The 17,078-nt window shown below is 43.2% G+C and carries 14 protein-coding genes; 7 read left to right on the top strand and 7 right to left on the bottom strand.

All coding sequences use genetic code 11. From position 1 onward, the window contains the following. Positions 1–18: 18 nt before the first annotated feature. Entirely contained in the window at positions 19–804 is a 786-nt protein-coding gene (locus tag KI363_RS15450; RefSeq protein ID WP_212966912.1) for an SGNH/GDSL hydrolase family protein, read from the top strand. Between the two features lie 1,554 nt (positions 805–2,358). Here KI363_RS15450 and KI363_RS15445 read toward each other — a convergent pair. The 6 genes from KI363_RS15445 to KI363_RS15420 form a co-directional block, all read right to left on the bottom strand. Beyond that, positions 2,359–3,330 (bottom strand): aliphatic sulfonate ABC transporter substrate-binding protein, encoded by a 972-nt coding sequence (locus KI363_RS15445; RefSeq protein ID WP_212966911.1) that lies wholly within the window; start codon positions 3,328–3,330, stop codon positions 2,359–2,361. A gap of 654 nt (positions 3,331–3,984) precedes the next feature. Beyond that, positions 3,985–4,737, bottom strand: coding sequence for an ABC transporter permease (locus KI363_RS15440; RefSeq protein WP_212966910.1), 753 nt, complete (start codon positions 4,735–4,737; stop codon positions 3,985–3,987). Then, positions 4,670–5,512 carry an ABC transporter ATP-binding protein gene (locus KI363_RS15435; protein ID WP_212966909.1) on the bottom strand — a complete coding sequence of 281 codons (843 nt, stop codon included), beginning with the start codon at positions 5,510–5,512 and terminating at the stop codon, positions 4,670–4,672. Before KI363_RS15435 ends, KI363_RS15440 begins: the two co-directional genes overlap by 68 nt. Positions 5,513–5,591: 79 nt before the next feature. Then, on the bottom strand, positions 5,592–6,524 hold the full coding sequence (gene cysK / locus KI363_RS15430; protein ID WP_212966908.1) for a cysteine synthase A: 933 nt from the start codon (positions 6,522–6,524) through the stop codon (positions 5,592–5,594). Between the two features lie 569 nt (positions 6,525–7,093). Beyond that, complete coding sequence (locus tag KI363_RS15425; protein WP_212966907.1) at positions 7,094–8,068, bottom strand: nuclease-related domain-containing protein; 975 nt, start codon at positions 8,066–8,068, stop codon at positions 7,094–7,096. Positions 8,069–8,196: 128 nt separating this feature from the next. After that, the gene (locus KI363_RS15420; RefSeq protein ID WP_212966906.1) at positions 8,197–8,370 is read right to left on the bottom strand and encodes a YjzC family protein; all 174 of its coding nucleotides are present in this window, start codon (positions 8,368–8,370) and stop codon (positions 8,197–8,199) included. A 209-nt stretch (positions 8,371–8,579) separates the two neighbouring features. Between KI363_RS15420 and KI363_RS15415 the strand changes: the two genes are divergently transcribed. The 6 genes from KI363_RS15415 (at position 8,580) to KI363_RS15390 (ending at position 13,087) form a co-directional block, all read left to right on the top strand. Then, complete coding sequence (locus tag KI363_RS15415) at positions 8,580–8,945, top strand: AbrB/MazE/SpoVT family DNA-binding domain-containing protein (RefSeq protein ID WP_158322385.1); 366 nt, start codon at positions 8,580–8,582, stop codon at positions 8,943–8,945. Next, positions 8,938–9,252: a type II toxin-antitoxin system RelE/ParE family toxin gene (locus KI363_RS15410; RefSeq protein WP_158322384.1), complete on the top strand. Its 315-nt coding sequence runs from the start codon at positions 8,938–8,940 to the stop codon at positions 9,250–9,252. The genes KI363_RS15415 and KI363_RS15410 overlap by 8 nt, the downstream gene beginning before the upstream one ends. Positions 9,253–9,831: 579 nt before the next feature. Beyond that, entirely contained in the window at positions 9,832–10,611 is a 780-nt protein-coding gene (locus tag KI363_RS15405; RefSeq protein WP_212966905.1) for a prolipoprotein diacylglyceryl transferase, read from the top strand. Between the two features lie 2 nt (positions 10,612–10,613). After that, positions 10,614–12,035, top strand: coding sequence for a radical SAM protein (locus tag KI363_RS15400; RefSeq protein WP_212966925.1), 1,422 nt, complete (start codon positions 10,614–10,616; stop codon positions 12,033–12,035). Positions 12,036–12,049: 14 nt separating this feature from the next. Next, positions 12,050–12,349, top strand: coding sequence for a hypothetical protein (locus KI363_RS15395; RefSeq protein WP_158322381.1), 300 nt, complete (start codon positions 12,050–12,052; stop codon positions 12,347–12,349). A gap of 579 nt (positions 12,350–12,928) precedes the next feature. Then, the gene (locus KI363_RS15390) at positions 12,929–13,087 is read left to right on the top strand and encodes a hypothetical protein (protein ID WP_212966904.1); all 159 of its coding nucleotides are present in this window, start codon (positions 12,929–12,931) and stop codon (positions 13,085–13,087) included. Positions 13,088–13,379: 292 nt separating this feature from the next. Here the strand turns inward: KI363_RS15390 and KI363_RS15385 are convergent, their stop codons facing one another. Next, the gene (locus KI363_RS15385; RefSeq protein WP_246516902.1) at positions 13,380–16,868 is read right to left on the bottom strand and encodes a CDP-glycerol glycerophosphotransferase family protein; all 3,489 of its coding nucleotides are present in this window, start codon (positions 16,866–16,868) and stop codon (positions 13,380–13,382) included. Positions 16,869–17,078: the final 210 nt, after the last annotated feature.

Raw genomic sequence — 17,078 nt, 5'->3', positions numbered from 1 at the left:
AGGAAGGAGATTGAAACGATGCGAAATTTGTTGACAGCCATTATTGTTTTGGCTTGTCTGGTTTTTCTTGGTTCAGGTTATTTGTATTGGAAAGATCGGACTGGGGTGGTCGCGTCTGAAGTCGATCAGAACCCAAAAAGTGATGACAGTTCAGAATCAGCTAATAAAGAAAGTGATAAGGAAAAGAAACAGAAGGATGTGGATCCTGCGGTTGTTGAGTTGGCGAGCAATTGGCCGGAAGAGGCGCAAGCGGACTTACGTGAAGCTGTTGAAAATGGGGAGCGCTATCCCATCGCGCTTGTCGGTTCCCTTGCCTTAGGTGGTGACGATGGTTGGGCCGCGATGTTGAAGGAGGCATTAGAAGAAAGCTACGGGGAAGATGTGGTTGATGTCAAGCTGTTTGAATATGATCTGACTTCAAGGCAATTTATTAATGAGGAACGATATGAAGAGGTTGTCGATTTTGCTCCTAAATTGGTGTTATATGAGCCGTTTATTTTAGAAGACAATGGGGTTGTCGATGTGGATGAGAATCAAGAAAATATTGAAGCCTTCCTCGATGCGATCCCAGATGCAGTCGTGCTTTTACAACCAGCCCGCCCTGTTCCTGACTCGAGTATTTATCCGCAGCAAGTGAAGGATTTAGAGGCGTATGCGAAGGCGCAAGATATTCCCTACCTTGACCACTGGGAAAATTGGCCAGAGGATGCCTCTGATTATGTGGTGAGTGGAGAAAGTGCTCCGAATAAGAAGGGACATGAAGTTTGGTTTGAATATTTGCAGGAATATTTTATTGCAGAATAAATGGGGCGATTAAGCGATTAGGCGGCGGACCTAGCTGTTAGTGCCTGAATAGAGAAGCTGTTTTACCTGAAAAGCGCAATTGGATTTTCACCTAAAATGTTTGCGGGGGGAAATCTAATTGCGTTTTTTTATGTTGTTTTTGTTTTGTGATTTAATTCACAGATGAAAACGGGGTCCGTTTTAACATTTATATTTTACATACTTTCAAAAAATCCTCATTTGCACTGGATTGTTTGTCCAATCTAATTGACTGCTTCACCGTAGTATATAGTAAGGTCGGCCGGCCTTAATAACTAAAGGGAGATAGGTATATGTATTTTTATGAATATGACGATGATTTTGTTGGCGGCGCTGAGGATAGGCGACGGAGAAGACGACGTGTATTAGTTTGTAGATGCCGCGAAGTAGATGATCGTGATTGTGACTGTGATCGCGACCATGACCGTGATTGTGAGCATGAGCATGATCGGGATCGTGACCGTGAGCGCGATTTTGTTTGTAGGTGCAGAAGGTGTCGCAGACATCGTCGCGATGAAGACGAGTATGGCTGGGACTGATAACTAGCGGGAAGGCTTATTTTTATCCATCACCTATTGGTTTTTGAATTTGCACAGCCGGATTCCATTTCTTCGTACAGAAATGGTGTGACTTTTTGTCTCATGCAGTCGAGATTGTATGCGGACGGAATACAACCTCGGATGGGATAGGTTTGGAGCCGGGTGCTTTGTCTAAACCACTCCTTGTCATGGACAAAAGTACCTACTTAAGATGTTACCCCTGTTATGTCCCTTGCTTGCAGACAACTGTTCACGATTTCCTGATTTAAATTCTTGTCATCGCTTCTATTTTGTTGATCGTTCTTTTCCTAAAGGCAACCGGTGGGCCGGTTGTAAATGATGGAAAAATCAGTAGGGTCTTCTGTGCCCCACTGATTTTTTTTCGTGTTTGGGTGGGAGGGCTAGTATTACGGGGAGGGCGGACATTCCCTGGGGAGAGAAGCCCATTTCATGGCCAAGGGACCCCATTTTTATGGGGAGTGGCGCATTACTCTTGAGGGAAACCCATTTGCCGGGTGAGAAACCCATTCTTCATGGTGGGAAGCCCATTTTCCGGGAAAGAAACCCATTCCTCTGACGGGAGACCCATTTTCCATGGAAGGAACTCATTTCTCCGACGGGAAACCCATTTTCCTAGAAAGAAGCCCATTCTTCCGACCGGAAACCCATTCACCTTGAAGGAACCCATTTCTCTGACGGGAAACCCATTTTCATGGAAGAAGCCCATTTTCCGGGAAAGAACCCCATTCTTCTGATGGAAAACCCATTTTCCCAGAAAGAAGCCCATTTCTCCGACCCGAAACCCATTTCCCTGGAAAGAAGCCCATTACCTCATTTCCAGATGAAAGCCCCTATACTTTCGTGATGAAAATCTTTCTGAAGTAGGCGTTTTATCTTTCAAGTGAATTCAAATTTTTCAATATGGAAGCAACCGGCGCGCCGGTTGCAACCAAATAAATAGGGCAAGGCCGTGGTTTTCGGCTTTGCCCCTTTCCTTTTATTCTTTTATTTTTTCCAAGTAGTCTAAGTTAATGAGTCCTTCAATATCATCACTTTCGATATAGTCGGCTTCTTTGCTAATTTCCGCCATTTCTTTGATGACTTGTTCGTTGACATCTGTGGTTACTTCTAAGTGTTCGAAGGCTGCGGCTGTTTCTTCCGCATTCACTTCTTTACCTGTTAAATCCTTAATGTGCTTGATGACAATTTCTTGTGCTTCTTCAGGGTTTTCTCGGATAAAGTTCACGGCTTTTTGATGGGCCCGAAGATAGGCATGAACCTGATCTTCATTTTTAAGGAAATCTTCTCGGGCGACGACCACGGTATTCGTGGAATCTTTCCCCCACGCAAAGTTTTCCCAATCCAATAAAAGTTTTCCATTGGCTTGTGTCTCGAGTATATAGCCCCATGGTTCCTGTGTTGCGGCGGCATCGACGGATTCTTGGACAAATAAAGAGGCGGTATCCGCAGGGGCTGCAGCATATAATTCCACTGTTCCACCATTTTCTTTTACATTTAGATCGACTTCCTGGAGTGCTTTACGTAACATGACGTCTTGCGTACTTCCGATGACCGGAATGGCCACTCTTTTTCCATCGAGGTCGGCTAATGTCTCGACACCACTATTTTCTCCGGCTACGAGCACCGCTCCCCCATTGACAGCACCTGATACAATATGGAACTGGGGATTTTTTACATAGAAATTAATCGCCGGTCCAGGACCGACTGTGCCAATATCAATTGCCTTCGTTGTCATAGCTTCCATAAAGAGACCACCATTGCTGACGGTCTTTGTCTCAATTTTTGTCTTCTCCCCAAGCTCCTCTTGAAAATACCCTTTTTCCAAACCAATTATCGTCGCAACATGTGTGAGGTTTGGAAAATATCCGATCTTCACGGTATCACTTTTCCCATTTCCGCAACCAGCTAAAACGATTAATAATAATAAACCGATCCATAATTTTTTCATTCCATTTCTCCTCTTTTTTCATATGAAATTCGTATTTTTGTGGGTCTGATCCTAGGGAAACCCATTACTATGAGGAAGAGACCCATTTGCCAAGGTTGGAAGCCCATTCCAAGTGCCGAGAAACCCATTCTTCATGAGAATAAACCCATTTATGCAAAATGAAACCCATTCAATGTGGGAAGTAATCCATTACAAGGGGTAGAAACCCATTCAACGAGCAAGGCCCATTTTTCCGGATAGAGACCCATTTCCTAAGGGAGGAAACCCATTTATCTGAAAGGAAGCCCATTTCCCATGCCAAGAAACCTATTGATACAGAATGAGACCCATTTGACGTGGGAAGTAACCCATTTCTCATGTCGAAAAGCCCATTCAACGCGCAAAGACTATTTTTTCACTGGGAAACCCACTTCCGTGAGGTGGAAACCCATTTATCCAAAAGGAAACCCATTTCCCCAAGGAATGGGCCCATTCTTCATGTTGAGAGACCCATTTATCTGAAAAGAAACCTATTCACCTAGGGAAAAGCTCATTCTTCATGAAAATAAACCCATTTTCCCGAAAGGAAGCCCATTTCTCATGTTGAGAGACCCATTTATCCGAAAAGAAACCCATTACCCACGCCAGAAACCCCATTAGTAGTCAACTTTTTAATTAAGTAACTCCCCATTTAGTTTGGACAGAACGTTCGAGACGCGTGAAGACGATTTGGTCGATGATGGTGCCGATGACGGCGATCATGATCATGACGGAGATGACTAGGTCCATTTGTCCCAATGAGCGTCCTGTTTCCAGTAGTTGGCCGAGGCCGCCGCCTGCACCGAGTAGTTCCCCGGCCATTAATGCGCGCCAGGAGAAGGCCCAGGCGATGCGTAGTCCTGATAGTAGTTGGGGGACCGAGGCTGGTAAAATGACCGTACGGATAAAGTGAAATCCTGTTGAGCCAAATGTTTTTGCCACCCTTTGGTAAAGCTGGGGGACATTTTTAAAGCCGCTCGTGGCACTGGTTGTCATCGTCCAAGTGGCCCCGATGGTGACGATGAATAGAATCGCCATGTCATTTAGTCCGAACCAGATAATCGCCAGTGGGAACCAGACGATACTTGGAATGGATTGTAGGGCTGTAACGAGGAAGCCCAGGGTATCCTCGACCCATTTATAGCGCCAAATGAGATAACCCATTAGTAGGCCGAGCACAATGGCAATCGAAAATCCGATAAGCAGTCGGCTCAGACTTTTTCCAATGGCGACGAGGATTTGGCCATTGAGGATCCCATTGTATAAAGTTTCGAATACTTGGATTAATGATGGAAACATGAAATCTGGTAGTCCTGATAATCTAGATGTGGCTTCCCATATCACCGCTATGATCACGATGAAACTGATTCGCCGTAAAGCGGTAGTCATCCCCCATCTCCTCCTTCAACACTTTTTCAATTTCATTTTGCAAGATTTTTAATACACGCTGTTCGGTATGGAGGGTGACACTATCCGGCATGATGCCATCCTTTGTGACCGGCACGTTGATTAATTCTTTTATGCGACCTGGGCGTGTAGCCATGACGACGATTTTTTCCGATAATTGGACGGCTTCGCGGATATTGTGAGTGACAAAGATAATCGTGACCTTCGTTTGCCGCCAAATTTCCAATAGTTCACGATGCAGCACCATCCGGGTTTGTTCATCCAATGCGGAGAAAGGTTCATCCATTAATAAAACTTCTGGTTCCATGACAAGTGCCCGCGCAATGGCGACCCTTTGTTTCATTCCACCAGAGAGCTGATGTGGATAAGAATCCTCGTAGCGACTTAAATGCACCATTTTTAGAACTTTCCGTGCTCTTTCCTCTGCTTCCTGCTTCGACATCTTTTTCAATAGCAAGCCATAGGTGACATTTTCCAAAACAGTGAGCCATGGGAATAATCCGGATTCTTGAAAGACGACGACCCGCTCTGGACTCGGTTTTTCAATTCTTTTTCCCAGGACTTCAATTTTTCCTTTATCTGGCTGGTCCAGCCCGGCGATTAAATATAGTAACGTGGATTTTCCACAACCCGAAGGCCCCACAACCGACACGAACTCTCCTTTTTCAACTTGTAAATCAATGGAATCTAGGACTAGCAATCTCTCATTCTGCTTATTTGTAAAATTCTTCTCAATCCCTTGTAAACTAAGATACATGCCTTCACCTCTATATATTATTAAACTTAGTGTTTTACTGTAGTTTATGTTTTAAAAAAAAGAAGGGGGAGTCCCCCTATTAAAATTGAAATAAATCACTAGACAAATAGCGTTCCCCTGAATCCGGGGCAATGCATACGACCGTTTGATCCGGCGCTAATCGCTGCGCCACTTGCAATGCCGCAAATACGGATGCTCCACTCGAGGGCCCCAGTAGTAATCCCTCTTGCGCTGCTAAATTCCGCGTTGTTTCATAGGCTTCTTCGTCCTTTATTTGAAAAATCTCGTCATAAATCTCTGTATTCAAAATCGGTGGAATGAACCCGGGGCTGGTCCCCACTAGCTTGTGTTTGCCTGGCTCCCCACCGGATAAAACCGGGGATCCTGCTGGCTCGACAACATGAACCGTGATGTTGGGATCATATGCCTTAAGTGCCTCACCTGTGCCTGTAATCGTCCCACCTGTGCCCGCCGTACAGACGAAGGCGGCTAATTTTTTCCCGTGCTCTTTTGTAGCGGCGATAATTTCTTGAGCCGTTGTTTTTCGATGGATATCAGCATTCGCCTTATTCTCGAACTGCATCGGGATAAAGCTATTGGGAATGCCTGCAGCTAACTCCTCCGCCTTGCGAATCGCACCCGGCATTTTTTCCTCACTCGGGGTCAGTACCACCTGAGCGCCATAGGCCTTTAAAATATTGATCCGCTCTAGAGTGGATGAATCTGGCATGACAATAATCGTCCGATACCCCTTCGCCGCCGCATTCATCGCCAGGCCGATCCCGGTATTTCCAGACGTCGGCTCAATGATCGTCGCCCCTTTTTTCAGGAGCCCGGCTCGCTCAGCTTCGACTATCATATTGTAAGCAGCCCGATCCTTCACACTTCTGCTCGGATTAAAATACTCAAGCTTCACCAGCACCTCCGCACCCGCTGGGGGATTAAGGCGGTTTAAACGGACAAGCGGGGTATCCCCCACCAACTCTGCGATTGACCCAACCTTTCTCAACATCGTGAACACCTTCCTGGTCGTAGAACTTGGTTATAGGAAATTTCGAATAATATTCGAAATACGTTTATTTTATAACTGATAATACATACCAAAATACAATGAATTAAGCGAATCGTCAAGTATTATTTTGACAATTTTTAAAATAGTCCCTTGGAGGGGGATTTATTTTGGGGGTGGGTGGGGTATGGAGGTTCTCTTTTTACATGGATATGGGTTTCTTATGAAAAAAATGGGTTTCTTACCTTAGTTATGGGCATCTTCAATAAGAAATGGGTTCCTTGCCGTAATTATGGGTTTCTTAATCTAAGTATGGGCTTCTCACGAAATGAATGGGGTTCTGACTTAATTCTGATAAAAATGGGGTTCCCGACCAAGTTATGTGCTTCTTACCCTAAGTATGGGTTTCTTATGAACAGAATGGGGTTCTCATGAAAGGAATGGGTTCCTGATTAAATAAATGGGTTTCTCAATCAATTTATGGGTTTCCCCCATTTTTCCCCATACGATCTTCTTCCCCCTGAAAACAAAAATGAAGCAACCGGCGAGCCGGTTGCCTCGATTCAGGGGAATTATTTTTGAAATCCTACATAATGGTAAGTTGTGCCTCTGTTTTTTCCTACTTTTTTTAGATTAGGGAATGAGTTTAATATTTTTTGTGCCGGATAGCGCGAGTGTAGGTGCAGGAATTTTCGACATTCTGCATTTGTGATGGATGGTTTTATAAGTAGGAAGTAGTCTAAGAGCGCTTGGATATGTGCGGTTATGGATGTTTTTTGGCATTTTGGACAGAGCCATTTTCCATATTTTCGCGCCATTGCCAGGTGGCCACAATGTGGACAGTGAACTCCGGTTTGAATGTCGGCAGGTTTGATCGCTAATTTGTTCATTAAATCATAGTTGGGCGGTTTGTGTTGTTTGACTAGTTCGCGACTTAGAAGGTTCATATCTTTCTTGCTAAGGCGATTTTCACGGAAACGTTTTTCTAAGTGGGTCATTTTTAGATAAAGTTGATTGCTGGTGAAGATATGCTGGTAATGTTCGGGATTGCCATTGATTTTGAGAATGGTGTGGGGGTCGCTGAAGATGATGAAGGAGTGTATGGGTAATTGAGGATAGCCATTTTTTCCAAGCCATTGCTTTAGTTGCAATTCGTGGTGCGCTGCTTGAACCGTTGGGCATGCATACCCTTTTTCCGTTCCATCGACAATGTGAATCATCTGTCTTGTCGCCTCTTCAAAAACTACCTTTTCACGGAAATTTTTAATGGAAAGGGGGATGATTCCATATTGAGCAACTAGGATCGTGTCGATTTGAAAATGCGTTCCCGTCATATTTTCGAGGCGCAAGTCGTTTACAATAAGGTAGGTGTTTGGATTTAATAACGAAAGGTGATAATCCACTGCCTTTTCCCCGTTATAGCCCGCTAAGCGAGTTTTATATTCTCTTAAAATTTCTTCCCGATTCCAATGATTTTCAGTTACTCTCCTCCTAATCGCTTCCATTTTTATTAATGCTAGTGGCTTCGTTCTTTGTTTCACAACCATTCCAATTGCTTTCTCCTCTCCTATTTTGGGATTCCCCCCTTTTTATAGGATTCTAGACCGATACTAAAAGTCCTTCTTTTTCATATAAAAGGTCTTCCTGAATTTAATCGGGAAGACCTTAGTTTGTTTTATGCTTTCACCCAATATGCTGCATCATGGCTGCTTGGGGATGGTGGAAATTGTTCACCTTTTTCAATGTCGATCGTTGTGTCATCATTATGAGAATTTCCATTGACGAGGCTGTCTACCTTGAACTTACCACTTTCGGGAGCTTTTTCACCAGTTTTGTATTTGTCTGCCATTTGAAGCACCTCCAAGAAGTTTGTCTAGTAGTTGTATTCCCGCATTGAGTGGGGGTAAACATTTGAGATTCATCATTAACCTCTTAGAAAATCCCCGCAAACATGTATTCTGTGTTATATTTATTTTAAGGAAATAAATTTTTAAAGTATCTTTATTTTAAAGGAGGGCATACACTATGGTAATGATGTATTCAAAGGAGAGAAAGAGGATGACAGATATTTCAGGAAAACGACTCCGCCGTGTCAAGGTATCTAAACAAAGACAAATCAGTATTCCTAAAGAGTTTTATGACGCTTTGAACATAGATGATGAGGCAACGGTAGAATTCACCGGAAAAGAGTTAATCATCCGTCCGTTAATCGCAGAGGAAGAGGATTTCTCAGAGGATATTTTAAGAGATCTGGTAAGACAGGGATATACTGGGGATGAACTTATTCAGAAATTCTCAAAAATGAAGCGAAATATTCCAAAGGCTCTAGACTATATGAAAAAAGAAACACAGAAACAACCTATGGTTTCTGAAAGCTTGGATGAATATTTAGAGTCTTTGGAGGACACTCCGGAAGATGAGTAAACAGCTTCCTATCAAAATTAGTAAAAGAGCTGGTAAAGATCTAAAGAAAATTCAAAGGTCAGACCAAGTTTTATTTAGAAAAATAAGTAAAGCAATTGAAGATATCAGGAAAAATCCCTTTATAGGCGAAGCGAAAAAGGGAGATTTAAAAGGTTGCTTTTGCCTCGATATTCATCACGTAGGAACGAATTATGAACTTTGCTATTCTTTAGAAGAATTAGAAGACGGACAGGTTGTTCTTATCCTTTTAATGGGACCAAGAGAGAATTTCTATTCGCAATTAAAGCGTTACTTAGATCTAATATGAAGCTAAAATGGAAATGAGCCACTTTTAATTTTAATGTATGCAAAATCATTACTTATACTAAAAAGTGAAGATCTAGGATAAAAAAATTAATCAAACGTTTGATTAAGAGGTGGCAATCGGCGCGCCGATTGCTTTCCTTATGGGATTCTTTCTTTTCTCAAGAAGCCTCTTTCCGGATGAAGAAACCCGTTTCCCTCTTGAGAAACCCATTTCCGGACGGAGGAACCCCATTTCTTCCGTGAGAACCCCATTCCCGAACGGAGAAACCCATTTCTCCCTTGAGAAACCCATTCCTGGATGAAGAAACCCATTCCCGAATGAAAAACCCCATTTCTCCCTCGAGAAACCCATTTCCCTTTTGAGAACCCCATTCCCAGACGAGGAACCCCATTTTCCCCTTAAGAAACCCTTTCCTCACGAAGCATCCCATTTTCCTAAACCCTTTTCTCCCCCTGTAGCCCCAACATCTCCGAGTATATCCCTCTCTTTTGACCTAAGTTTGTCAAAATTTAATGAAGTGGACGAGGTTTTTCGTTACACTGTAGGTAAATGTTTTCAGTTGTAAAAGGAGGAGAGGCGGTGGAGTTTCCTGTTTGGATTGATTTTGGTTTGTTCAGGCTGCATCCTCATGTGGTTTTTGAGGCTTTGGGTTATTTTCTTGGTTTTCGTTTTTACCTGTTCGCCCGGCGATCGGAGCGCTTATCTCCTTCTGTTTCCTTGTCGGTGCTGGCCGGGGCGATTGTCGGGGCAGCGCTTGGGTCTAAGCTTTTAGCGTGGTTTTATGATTGGACGATTTTATGGAGTCATCTCCAGCATCCCCTTTTCGATCCTGCTTTTTGGATGGAGGGGAAGAGCATTGTTGGTGGATTATTAGGTGGACTGATCGGCGTGGAACTGGCGAAGAAAATCGTCGGTCATAAGGAGTCGACTGGAGATGATTTGACCCTCCCCTTAATCACTGGGATGGCGATTGGCCGAATTGGCTGCTTTTTAACAGGGATTGAGGATAATACATATGGCATTGCGACCACCCTACCATGGGGAATGGATTTTGGGGATGGGATGTTACGCCACCCTACACAACTCTATGAATTATTCTTTCTCCTAAGTTTAGGCATCATCTTATTTTTAAAAAATAAGCATCCACATAAGGAAGGGGATCTATTCAAATTATTTATGGTCGGTTATTTGCTCTTTCGACTTATGGTTGATTTTATTAAGCCCTATCCGCGCGAATATCTAGGATTGGGAGCGATTCAGATCGCCTGTTTATTAGGGATTTTATATTACACAAAAGATATTCCCCGATTGCTAGGTTTTTTACGAAAAAGAGAAGATTTTAAAGAGGAGAGTGCGTGAATATGCCAGTTCGGCCCTATATTTTTCATGAATTGACGAATAGTATTTGCTCCACTTGCTATCGGAAAGTGGAAGGGAAAATCATTGAGCAAAACGGAAAAATGTATATGATTAAGCGCTGTGCCCATCATGGGACGGAAAAAGTTCTGATTTCATCTGATGCAGAATATTATAAAATGTGTCGGAATTATTTGAAGCCTGCTGAGATGCCGCGGCATTTCAATACCCCGATAAAATACGGGTGTCCTTATGATTGTGGGATCTGTCCTGATCATGAACAGCATAGTTGTTTGGCGATTGTCGAGGTGACGGAGTCTTGTAATTTGGAATGTCCGATTTGTTATGCCTCCTCCTCGCCTCACCGCAAGGCTTTTCGTAGTCTGGAGCAAATTGAAAATATGCTTGACGCTGTAGTGCGCAATGAAATCGAGCCTGATATTGTGCAAATTTCTGGTGGTGAGCCGACGATTCATCCCGATTTTTTCGCGATTCTCGATGCGGCGAAGGCGAGGCCGATCAGGCATTTGATGGTCAATACCAATGGACTGCGGATCGCACGCGATCGTGAATTTGTGAAAAAGTTAGCGACGTATATGCCGGGATTTGAGTTGTATTTGCAGTTTGATAGTTTTGAAAGAGAGACTTTAATGGAGTTGCGTGGCGCTGATTTACGGAAAATTCGTGAAAAGGCGTTGGAGCATTTAAACGAATTTAATATTTCTACGACCTTGGTTGTGACGTTGAAAAAAGGATTGAATGACCAGGAAATCGGAAAGATCATCCAATATGGGTTGCAGCAAAAAGCGGTGCGCGGCGTTACTTTTCAGCCGATTCAAGCAGCAGGACGGCTCGAAGATTTTGATCCCGCTGTCGACCGCCTGACCTTGTCCGAAGTGCGTAGAGAAATTATCGATCAATCCGATCTTTTTCAAGAGGAGGATATGATCCCGGTTCCCTGTCATCCAGACTGTCTGGCGATGGGCTATGCTTTAAAAATGGGTGGCCAAGCGATTCCGTTGACAGGATTGATTGATCCCAATGTCTTGTTGCAAGGTTCGCGTAACACGATCGTGTATGAACAAGATGAAACGGTAAGAGATCATATTTTTTCCCTATTTTCGACAAGTCATTCACCGGAGTCATCAAGCATGTCTTTGAAAAACTTATTATGCTGCTTACCGCAAGTCGAAGTACCGGAAAATATTCAGTACGACAACGTTTTTCGCGTGATTATTATGCAGTTCCTAGATCCCTATAATTTCGACGTGCGCTCCGTGAAAAAATCATGCGTACATATTGTCCATCAAGATGGACGCTTGATCCCTTTTGATACTTTTAACCTCTTTTATAGAGATGAACAAGAAGAGATTTTAAAAGAATTACGTGCAGAAATCGTACCGGAAAATCCGCTGACGGAAGTATAGAGGAGGACGAGCGTATGCCTGATGAAGAACAGGAGAAAACCTATGGAGGAGTAGGCTTTCTTATCCTTGTAGTGATCAATCTCCTTTTATTTATTCTAGTATTAAACTCCATGGATTTCTTGCCCGAAATCTTTTTTTTCTATTTAATGTTTATCGGCGTAGCCCAGCTCATTTACGTCATCCCGCTTATCATTTACGGGAAAAAGAAAAACCTACCTGGCTTCGCCAAAGGAATCATCATCGCCGCCGGGATTACCTTTTTACTGAATGCCGGGTGCTATGGAATTCTTCTCGTGCCACTGTCCAATTTATAAATGGTTAGGGAGCATATTGGAATGTGCTCCCTTCTATTTTGGGAATTTGGGATGGGGAAACCCAATCTTGGGCAGAGAAACCCATTTCTCGGACATGAAACCCATTTTCGAACGGAGAAACCCATTTGGTCCATGGGAAACCCATTCTTGGACGAAGAAACCCATTTCCCCCTTTGGGAAGCCCATTCCTGGACGAAGAAACCCATTTCTCCCATGAGAAACCCATTCCTGGACCAAGAAACCCATTTCCCCCATGAGAAACCCATTTTCGAACGGAGAAACCCATTTCCCTTTGGAGAACCCCATTCTTCGGACATGAAACCCATTTGAACCGCAAGAAACCCATTCCCGAACGGGGAAACCCATTTCCTCATGGAGAGGCCCATTCCTCGAAGGAAAAGCCCGTTTCCACTTTGAGATGCCCATTTCTTCCACTGGAAGCCCATTCATCTTTGTATGAAGCCATACCCGAATAGAGAAACCCATTACCCAATATAACGAATTAACGAAAATCCATTTCTTGATGAAGTAAAAAACGTCTACGTGAGTTATACTTATTATAAGGAGAGTGATATTATTATGATTAAGCATCGCTCGTTAAGTAAGATTGGTCAATTGGAACATGAAATTGATACAAAGCACAATGGCATTTATGCTTGGTCCTCTGGTACGGAGGAAGAACGGCAGAAAACCCGCGACTTAATGAAAAAAGCAATGAAGAAACATAAAAATAAATAGTTTAATTTCAAAATGAAGCAGTTTTTTCCTTTTAAGGAAAAGGGCTGCTTCCTTTTTTATTGGATGCTTATTTCTCCCATCCTTACATACGAGAGATCCATTTCCATGATGAGGAAATCCATTCCTCGGACATGAAGCCCATTTCCGGACAGAGAAACCCATTCCTGAACGAAGAAACCCATTTTCCTCTTGAGAAGCCCATTCCCGAACGGGGAAACCCATTTCCCCCACGAGAAACCCATTTCCAAGCTACAATCCCCATTCATAACGAAAGCAACCGGTGCCCCGGTTGCTATTCCAATCCCCTATAAAAGGTTTCCATGGCGATTTCGTTATAGTATTGGTAATCGAAGGGGGCGGGTTGAAGATTGGCCACTTGGTGCATGCCTTTTTGCAATCCTTCGATACTGTTTTCAACGAGGAGGCCGTATTTTCCATTTTCGAGGACGTTGCGGTTAGCGACGATGTCGGTGGCGATGATTTTCATCCCAAGGGTCATGGCTTCCAAAAGAACCATCGGCTGGCCCTCGTAATGGGAAGAGAGAATAAAGGCGTCACATTTTTTCATGAGCGCAAAGGGGTTCTCTACTTGCCCTAATAGATATACGGCATCTTCCACATTCAACTCTTCGATTAGCTTTTGCAAGTCCTTTTTCAATGCGCCTTCTCCCATGATATACAATTTACTCTTTGGGTCTTGCTCATGGTAGCGGGCAAAGGCTTGGATCAACTGGTCTTGTCCTTTTTCCGGTGATAGTCGCCCCATGTGGACAAAATTCATATTTTCCGGATCCGGCTCAGGGATATAACGTCCATCCACTTCAAAACCAAGTTCTTCTTTTACGTCCAAAGCCTTCCAATTCACCCAGCCGAGTTCATGGTCATCCACCCATATGTGTGCCGAACGACCTTTTTGCGTGATTGCTTCCCGATCCACTTTGACGATTTTTCCATTGTATTTTTGAGAATCGGCCACCTTCGTTGCTCCCTCGAGTCCATATGGTTTTGACCAAATGGCGCGGTTGCCATCCAAAGTCAACTTCGCTAGTTGCGATACTTCCCGCTCGCGGATCAAGGTAGGACGGGTGATTTTTTCAAAGGCACGCCCATCTAACCAGCCGACTTTTTGCTCATCTTTATAAAATAAATAAAAATGGCCTGCCCGAGTTTGAATGACGGCCCGAATGGTGACGACTTCCCCCTTCAACCACCTCGCTGGTCCCAATGGTTTGGCCTGCCAATGCGGATAGGCATGGGTCCAAATGAGATGATCTTCAGGTTTTGAAATATAGGCATAAACGGGTTGCACAATTTTAGCTTCTCTTAATGCCCGATTCTGCAGATTGCGGATAATTTCTCTGTTTTTCTGTTCATTTCTTGCTTGTAATAATTTTCTCTTTGCGCTGATTCGTGCTTTTTCAACGGCCGTTTGTCCTTCCGTAAAACTACAGGATGCAAATACATGTAAGGCTCTTTGATCAACCCAGCCAATGTTGGTGCCATTCACCGAGATCCGCTTATATGTACCATGCTGCGTTTTTGCCTCTTGATCAATGTCAACGAGGAGTCCCTGATAATCTCTGCTCCCCGAAACTCTTTCACAGCCAGGTACTTGATACGGTTTAGTCCAAATTTGATTTCCCTTTGGCCGGATGATTTTGCCGATTTGATTGACCTCTTTTTCCTGTAAAATTTGATCCGAAATCAGTTCCACCGCATCGGCTGGCAACCACCCAAGTACTTGATGATCAGCATGGCATTTGTAATATACATGCGTGCGATCTGTCGCTTTTCTAGAGATGGCAATTTCTTTGCCTTCCCACTCCTCTTCCAAGGAAAACGACTTTGCTCCTTTGTGAAAAGGTAAAGTGTTCCAAACTTCTCTACCTTTTAAAACTGCTCGTGCCTTAAAGTTTTCTACGAGGATTTCCTCTTCCGCTTCTTCTTCAGTGCCATGACTTAAAATTTTCTCTGGATTAAGGGAATTCATCACATAAGTAAATTTTTCATCATCCGCATATTTGAGCAAGTTTTTCCGATTTACCTCCATGTTCACCTTCGAAACGCCGACAATTTTATCAAATTGATCATAAACCGAAAATAACCCGCGTAAATTAATCCGGTGCGGTCTTCTTCCGTTGACAACCTTTTCACTATCCGCCCCTAAATCACTGTGCATAAAGCAAATCTTCTGTTTCGCTTCAGCGGCCAATAAATATTTTGCCCAATACAAGCTATATCCGCTGAAATCAATGACATAGTCAAATTGCGCTTTGCCAAACAAACGACGGTGTTCCCGCACGAAGGCTTGCTCTGGGAATAAACTGCTGGCCAAAAGCCCGTTTTTCCCACGATTATGGACAAGCTTATCCTGATATACTTCGAAGAATGTATACACAGGCAAACCCGGTTTAAAAAGCATGCGCACGTTGGGATGAACTTTTTGTAGATTATTCGATGCCTCTGCTGACTGCGGTGCCGCTGTAAAGCATGTCACATCATAACGGTCATAATCGATATTATTCATCAGATTCAGGAACGATGAAGTGATCCCGTTATTGCGCATGCCACCCGGATAAATTAAAATTTTCTCCTTTTTCGTCTGGAGATCGCTGATCGTATTCAATTTCCCCTTTTTTTGAAAAATATAAGAAACGATCCGCTCAGTGACGCTACCATCGTCATGACTCGTAAATCGCTGTTTCGCTTTTTCATATTTTTCTTGAAAGGAAGTTTGAATCTTGGCGATATTTTCGATTGCTTCAGCCAATTCCCTTATATTAAAAAGCATTGGCCCTGGCAGTTCGTCATGACGTAAATATTGGCCTCGCTCTTCGCTATACACATCCAGATCCCAGGTGTAAAAAAGAATCGGCTTATTGGTTACAAGAAAATCAAAGAAAATACTCGAATAATCGGTAATTAATACATCGATAGCCACAAGCAGCTCATTCGTATCGAAATAATCGGGGACTAAGTGGGCCTGGATTTCTGGATATTTCAGCGCCTCTTTATATAAAAAAGGATGAACTTTAATTAAAAAATTGTACTGATCCCCGACTCTTTTCACTAACGTTTGCATATCGGCATGAATCTGCAGCACATCATCATTGACTTTTCCGATATCCGTCCCCTTCCATGTCGGTGCATATAACACGGTCTTTTTCCCAGTATCGAGTGTTAAGCCAATCTCGCATAGTTGTTCACATGCAGCTTGCGGATTTCCATTTACTGTAAAATCAATTCTTGGGTACCCTTCTTCCACAATCTCGCCTGTATATAAACCATCTAGCTTATAACTATCCAAGAAAATGTTAGTTGTATGAGGATTGGGACTTAATATGTAATTGGTGCTCAAAAAATTCCGCACAACATTTTGCGAATTGGACGGATCCCCCGGAATATCATAGCCCATCCTTTTTAAAGGGGTTCCGTGCCATGTATTCACATAGATTTGCCCCTCTTTTGCAAGATAATAAGAAGGAAAGGTAGAATTATTCACCAAATAAGCGCAAGTCGCCAAAGCCTGTAGATAGCCGCGCGAATGGCGCTTGACAAATTTCACATTCGGATAAAATTTAAATCTTGCCATCACGGGCTCAAGAGCTTCCTCATTTTCAATCGACCAGATATGAGTATAATTCTGGAAATCAGGGTGCTCAAGCATAAAACGAAACATCGCATACGGACTATCCGTCATACTATTTCCATCACGACTCTCATATAAAACCGTATTTTCTTTAATCGGCATCTTCTCATAAAAATACGCATACTGATTCACCCGCCGATGCCCCGCCCTAAGCAGATAATTCGTCACCGGATTCAACAAATAATTGATTTTTCGCTTCAAAGCTTTTTTATTTAAAATTTCTTGCCACCACCTATCGTCGAAACTTGGAAATTTCTCCATTTCCCGGGCAATATTTGCAAAATATTCCCGACCTCATTATTCCCAAATTCAACAGAAAATATAATGATGCCTGGTGTGCTT

This window comes from Lederbergia ruris (genome assembly GCF_018332955.1).
GTDB lineage: Bacteria > Bacillota > Bacilli > Bacillales > Bacillaceae_C > Lederbergia > Lederbergia ruris.
This window is presented reverse-complemented; position numbering and strand designations above follow the sequence as displayed.

Excerpts from the sequence above, each read along its gene's own strand:
- KI363_RS15450 (WP_212966912.1), top strand. The coding sequence starts at position 19 with ATGCGAAATTTGTTGACAGCCATTATTGTTTTGGCTTGTCTGGTTTTT.
- KI363_RS15445 (WP_212966911.1), bottom strand. The coding sequence starts at position 3,330 with ATGAAAAAATTATGGATCGGTTTATTATTATTAATCGTTTTAGCTGGT.
- KI363_RS15440 (WP_212966910.1), bottom strand. The coding sequence starts at position 4,737 with ATGACTACCGCTTTACGGCGAATCAGTTTCATCGTGATCATAGCGGTG.
- KI363_RS15435 (WP_212966909.1), bottom strand. The coding sequence starts at position 5,512 with ATGTATCTTAGTTTACAAGGGATTGAGAAGAATTTTACAAATAAGCAG.
- cysK (WP_212966908.1), bottom strand. The coding sequence starts at position 6,524 with ATGTTGAGAAAGGTTGGGTCAATCGCAGAGTTGGTGGGGGATACCCCG.
- KI363_RS15425 (WP_212966907.1), bottom strand. The coding sequence starts at position 8,068 with ATGGTTGTGAAACAAAGAACGAAGCCACTAGCATTAATAAAAATGGAA.
- KI363_RS15420 (WP_212966906.1), bottom strand. The coding sequence starts at position 8,370 with ATGGCAGACAAATACAAAACTGGTGAAAAAGCTCCCGAAAGTGGTAAG.
- KI363_RS15415 (WP_158322385.1), top strand. The coding sequence starts at position 8,580 with ATGACAGATATTTCAGGAAAACGACTCCGCCGTGTCAAGGTATCTAAA.
- KI363_RS15410 (WP_158322384.1), top strand. The coding sequence starts at position 8,938 with ATGAGTAAACAGCTTCCTATCAAAATTAGTAAAAGAGCTGGTAAAGAT.
- KI363_RS15400 (WP_212966925.1), top strand. The coding sequence starts at position 10,614 with ATGCCAGTTCGGCCCTATATTTTTCATGAATTGACGAATAGTATTTGC.
- KI363_RS15395 (WP_158322381.1), top strand. The coding sequence starts at position 12,050 with ATGCCTGATGAAGAACAGGAGAAAACCTATGGAGGAGTAGGCTTTCTT.
- KI363_RS15390 (WP_212966904.1), top strand. The coding sequence starts at position 12,929 with ATGATTAAGCATCGCTCGTTAAGTAAGATTGGTCAATTGGAACATGAA.